This window comes from Hyphomonas oceanitis SCH89 (genome assembly GCF_000685295.1).
GTDB lineage: Bacteria > Pseudomonadota > Alphaproteobacteria > Caulobacterales > Hyphomonadaceae > Hyphomonas > Hyphomonas oceanitis.
The window spans coordinates 1-3,923 of the sequence record NZ_ARYL01000080.1 but is presented as its reverse complement, the minus strand read 5'-3'; the positions used below and the strand labels follow the sequence as shown (position 1 = coordinate 3,923).

At 55.6% G+C, this 3,923-nt stretch carries 4 protein-coding genes; all 4 read right to left on the bottom strand.

The genetic code is table 11. From position 1 onward, the window contains the following. Nucleotides 1–1,109: 1,109 nt before the first annotated feature. A complete protein-coding gene (locus HOC_RS20050; RefSeq protein WP_206741625.1) occupies nucleotides 1,110–1,880 on the bottom strand; it encodes a DUF47 domain-containing protein in 771 nt (256 codons plus the stop codon). 33 nt (nucleotides 1,881–1,913) lie between these two features. Further along, the gene (locus HOC_RS20045; RefSeq protein ID WP_035542148.1) at nucleotides 1,914–2,954 is read right to left on the bottom strand and encodes an inorganic phosphate transporter; all 1,041 of its coding nucleotides are present in this window, start codon (nucleotides 2,952–2,954) and stop codon (nucleotides 1,914–1,916) included. Between the two features lie 103 nt (nucleotides 2,955–3,057). Beyond that, on the bottom strand, nucleotides 3,058–3,270 hold the full coding sequence (locus HOC_RS20040; protein WP_035542146.1) for a hypothetical protein: 213 nt from the start codon (nucleotides 3,268–3,270) through the stop codon (nucleotides 3,058–3,060). A 291-nt stretch (nucleotides 3,271–3,561) separates the two neighbouring features. Beyond that, a partial coding sequence (locus tag HOC_RS20035; RefSeq protein WP_035542144.1) for a polyphosphate kinase 2 family protein occupies nucleotides 3,562–3,923 on the bottom strand: 362 nt, incomplete at its 5' end.

The window sequence follows — 3,923 nt, the reverse complement described above, 5'->3', positions numbered from 1 at the left end:
TCATCGGGTCCACGCTTTCGGCGGTGACCGGGCTTGGCTTGCTTGCTGCCGCCAGACAAAGGCTCCAGCCACTCAGACCCGATGAGACATTCGCTCGATGATAATGTTGCTGGTGCGCCCTTACTGGCCATTTGCGGCGATGCCAATCGTGTTGCCACCCAATTGGCGTCCCCACCGATGAAGACCTCGTACGGCTGAGCCGGATGCGGTCGCAGGCGTTCAAATCGACCACACAATCACCTGAAATATTTGGACCGCTTGCAAGCCAGGATACACCGACCTGCCAGCTGGGATAGAAACGATATCCGAGTATTGGGCGCAATCCTGCAATGATTCCTTAGGTGGCGTCGCCTTCGACTTGGCACGTTCACTCCGAGGGCGCGAACGGCTGCGGTCCCAGCCTCGTGAGTGAGTCTAGAATGGGTCTCGCAATGTCGCGGAAGCGCCTGCGGGCTGGACGTCTTGTTTCGTTTAGCTGCAAAAAAACTGAAACGTGTAATGCGCGGCCAAGGTCTGCGTCTGTTCGTCTTGCAGTCCTATTGGCTGCGATGTGGCTCGGACGGCGAACCACATCACAATACAGGAAAGTTTAAGATGAACTCTCACCAAAGTCCCCGCCGGCAAACTTCCGATGGCTCAAGCCACTCCTCCCACACTTTACCCAAGGTCTTGACCTGCGTCATATCCAGCCTTGGGATTGGCCTGTTTGGCGTGGGACTAGGTGCAATCGTGGCACCTTATATCGCAGAAACCGCTGCGCTGATTGCCCTTCTCGGACTGACGGTTCACCTTGTCGCCTTGATCCGCAGCGTTCGCCACAGACGCCCAGGCATATCCGATCAGCAACTTTGGCTCACAGCAATCTATCTAAGCTGCTGGACCATACTGATCGTGCTCACTTTACGCCTGTTTAAGGTTTGGTTTTGATGGATCCGGGGCAATTGATACCTCATTGACGGAATACGGAGCGGCCATGACGAGGCGTTCAAAGTTGACGAGAAAGAGTGATTGCGCGCGTCTTTCGCTGAATGTCGCGTCTGCTTGCGGGCGGCAAAGTCCAAAAAGCGCAAGGGGATTGGTTTGAGCCAGGATATCAGGGACCGACAATATCAGGCGGATTTGACGGTAATATCGTGCAGAATATCGCCGGCATGCGCAAAGTGATCGGCCGCATTTGAGAGGTGGCGATAAATTTCCCGACGCTTGAGCGTCTCCATGACAAAGGAAACCCCTTTCAGGACAGAGTCGCAGCTCGCCTTATCGTCCGGTTCGAGCAAAGGTCGTAAATCTTCACTGAGGTCCTTGCGTCGCGCCGCCAAATCGTTGGCATAATGCTGCGGGCTGAATAATTCGGCTATCGCTCGCCGATAGACTTTCTCAACGTGACGCTCGGTCTTGCGAACAGCGTTTGCGGCGCGTTCCGCTTCCCCCGGATTGGTTTTCAGAACACTGAATCCGCGTTGCAGTGATCTGGCGCCCTGCAGCAGCAAGTCAGCCATTTCAGCCATAGGCTTGTCGGGGCTCACGCCAAGAACATCCATCTCCCACACCGAGGTTTTGGCATAGTTGAGCCCATCATCGATAGCGGTAATCGCGCGGTAGATGTCTTCACGATCATAGGGCGTTGCGAAGGAACGGTTCAGTATATCGATGTTTCTTGCTTTCAAACTGTCGCCTTCGTGTTCGAGCTGGCGAACCCTGTCGGCAGCGGCTTGGTCCCCCGTCATCATGAATTCAGCAAAAACCTCCATCCCCTGCACGACGAGTTCACATTGATCATTGAGCAACTGATGAAAATCTGGCGTGCTCGGAAACAGTCCGTTCAAAATCCGAACAAGGCTCGGAGGACGCTTAACGTCACCTGGGCGTTTCGACATCATACTTCCTTTCTCGCGTGCCCCGAGGGCGTCCTGCTAAACGATTGCGCCAAGCGCTTGCATAAGAAGATACAGCGCGATCGATATCGCGGCTGCACCGGGCATGGTAATCAGCCAGGCGCCAATGATGTGCTGCGCCGTGCCCCAGCGGACCGACTTTGGACGCTCAGATGCACCGATGCCCATTATGGACGTGCTCACGACCTGAGTGGTTGAAACCGGCGCGCCCGTCATGGACGCGGCCAGAATCAGGCTTGCCGATGCAAGCTGGGCATCAAGCGCATGAATGGGTCTGACTTTGTAGATCCCGAAGCCGAGCGTTCGAACGATCCGCCAACCACCTGAAAACGTGCCCAAAGTGATGGAAGTTGCGCTTGCGAGGATCACCCAAATCGGCACGGTGAACTCTGCATTGACGCCGCTGATCACAAGCAACATGGCGATAATCCCCATCCCCTTTTGAGCGTCATTCGTACCATGAGAAAAGGCGAGCGCTGCGGTCGCCACCCATTGAAATCCGCGCAAGTTACGATTGACGACCGGACGAGCGCCACGCAGCGCAAATCTTACCAAGCGGTGGATAATCCAGCCGAACAGAAATCCGAGGACTGGCGAAATAAGCAGCGCACCCAGGACCTTGGTGACGCCGCTCACGCGCCCTGCGTTCAACTCGGACATCCCCCATACGACATGCTCTGGTCCGGCAGAAACCAGCACAGCCCCAACCAGACCGCCTACGAGCGCTTGAGAAGAGGATGCTGGCAGTCCGAACCACCAGGTAATTAAATTCCACCCGATTGCGCCCCCCAAGCCTGAAAGCACAATCGTGAGCGACGCGATATTCTGTAGATCAGTGACATCAATAAAGTTGCCGATCGTATTGGCAACGGCTGTTCCACCCAGAACAGGGCCAAGAAAGGTGAATACGGACACAAGTATCGCGGCTTGTATTGGCGTTGCTGCTCGCGAGGCGACAATTGTGGCAAGCATATTCGCGGCGTCCTGGAGGCCATTGGTATAATCATAGGCCAGCACGATCAGAATTCCGGCGATCAACAAGACAAGAGTGTTGGTCATCGACCCGCCCGCAGGATTTAAGAGACTGAAGACACAGCCGCTGCGCTGCACACACGCCGCAATCGCTTCCCTGTCGCGGGTTCGTTTGGCCGGGAGAGACAGCTCATTCTGCGGCAGTCAACCGGATCTGGCGATCGTCGCAAGATCTCGATTTGGTCAGGCCGAGATCTATGCGCGCCAGTGTCCGGCGAAGTCGCACAGCTTCTGGTGTATGGCCGTCCCCGCGACGTTCCAGCTTTGCCAGTTTCTCCCGGAAGATTGGCACATAGACCATGATGACCGGTCGCCCGTCACATTGATCCTGACTGTCTGTCATCTGGCGGCCTCCTGGTCGGCGATCGACGCGGAAAACGGATTGTCGCGTCTGCGATAGGGTGATCGACATCAAACGGATGCAAACGTTTGAGTTTACTCCGATATGATACGCATATGACGCGCGAGGCCCTCATACGTTACAGTTCCAACTGTTTGGACCGAGCTGCGGCCAGATCGAAAATCAGCCGAACGGGCTGCTCTGACATTTCCATGCTGGCAAAAGTCCGGGTCGAGAGTGCGCCCCTGTTCCAGGTTACAGCGTTTAGCATCGTGTGCTGGAAGACGAAGTGAATCATCGATGCAGGGCTGCAATGGTTTTCTTTGTGGCCTGCAAGACAATTGTTTCATCGGGAACGGCCAGGGCCTTGTCCGTCTCCGGACAATCGATCGATTTGATGATATGCCGGATCGTATTCAATCGCGCCTGGCGCTTGTCGTCGGTGTGAACGGCAAACCACGGCGCGTGCGTGAAGTCCGTACGACGCAGCATGTCATCGCGCGCAGCCGTATAGTCATCCCACTTTACGAGTGCGACCGCATCAATCGGGCTTTTCTTCCATTGTTTGAGCGGATCTTTATCACGGTCTGCGAGGCGGCGCGCCTGTTCAGGCTTGCTTATGTCGAGATAGTATTTGAGAATCTGGATTCCGTCGC